Source organism: Streptomyces phytophilus, assembly GCF_013870535.1.
Classification (GTDB): Bacteria; Actinomycetota; Actinomycetes; order Streptomycetales; family Streptomycetaceae; genus Streptomyces; species Streptomyces phytophilus.
The window spans coordinates 1-1,362 of record NZ_JACBXC010001476.1; the positions used below are offsets into that span (position 1 = coordinate 1).

Sequence of the window (1,362 nt, forward strand, 5' to 3'; positions counted from 1 at the left end):
CAGCGACGGCGGGCAGAGCGCAGGCGCGGGCGCGCAGGACGGCCAGGACGGCAAGCAGGGCAAGGACCAGGCCGGCTCCGGCAAGGACGACGCCCAGGAGGACAAGCGCGAGCAGGACGACGAGGACGCCGCCGCGGGCGACAAGGACGACGACTCCTCCGGCTCGGGGTCCGGCGAGGGCAAGGGCGACGACGGCTCCGGTTCCGGCTCCGGGAAGGGCTCCACCGGCGTACCGGACGGCTACGCGACGCTCACCGAGCCGGAGTTCAAGCACTCCGTGGCACTCCCCGACGGCTGGCAGCGCACCGCGACCTCCCCGGGCGGCGGCGGCGCGATCTACAGCGGATCGTCGTCCTTCCCGCGCGTGCAGATCGACTTCACCTCCCAGCCGAACAACTCCTCGGGTGGCGCGCTGGCGAACTGGCAGGACATAGAGGGCGCCGTCAGCTCGTCCAGTTCCGGCTACCGCCGGATCTCGATGAAGGAGGTCGAGTGGCGCGGGTATCCCACCGTCGCGGACTGGCAGTTCAGCCGGATACAGGACGGCCGGCGGATGAGGGTCCTGGACCGCGGATTCGCCGTGGACGACACCCACGGCTACGCGATAATGATCAGCTGTCCGGAGAGCGAGTGGAACGGCGCGGAGTGCCGCGGGCTGCGCGACACGGCGTTCGAATCCTTCAAGCCCGTCGACTAACCCGTGCGAGCGGGTCACAGACCACCCTTCGAGCACGTATCGTGATGTCTCGCGGACCGTACGCATCCGGACCAGGCTGACCACCGACCGCATTTGGCCCGGTCTCAGGCTCATTGCGCGGTTGTGGGGAGGCGTTCGTGGACGACTACGCGGGCCGGGTGCTCGCCGACCGTTACCGGCTACCGGCTGCCGTCGACGCCGAACCCATCCACACGCGCGCCTTCGACACGTACAGCGGGCAGGACGTCCTCATCGGACAGGTGCCGCTGCCGGAGATCGTCGAGGCCGAGCTGATAGAGGACGGCGGCGCCGCGGACCCCTCCGGGTACGGCGGCGGGGCGGGCCGCAGCGCGGCCAGTGTGGTGGTGCAGCGCGCCATGGACGCCGCCCGCGCGGCGGCGGCGATACCCGACCACCCCAGGCTGGCGCAGGTCTTCGACGTCTTCGAGGAGGGCGGCAGCCTCTGGATCGTCAGCGAGCTGGTGCCAGCGCGGACGCTCGAAGGGGTGCTGGAGGAGCGGCCGTTGAGCCCCTACCGCGGGGCGGAGGTCGCGGCGGACATCCTCACGGCGCTGCGTGCGCTGCACGCGCACGGCTGGACCCACCGGAACATCACCACCCGCACGGTGCTCGTCTGCGACGACGGCCGCGTGGTCCTGACGGGG

At 71.4% G+C, this 1,362-nt stretch carries 2 protein-coding genes; both read left to right on the forward strand.

From position 1 onward, the window contains the following. A partial coding sequence (locus H5J30_RS33495) for a serine/threonine kinase C-terminal domain-containing protein (RefSeq protein ID WP_508471200.1) occupies window positions 1–697 on the forward strand: 697 nt, incomplete at its 5' end. Window positions 698–834: 137 nt separating this feature from the next. Next, on the forward strand, window positions 835–1,362 hold a 528-nt coding region (locus tag H5J30_RS33500; protein ID WP_181791512.1), incomplete at its 3' end, for a protein kinase domain-containing protein.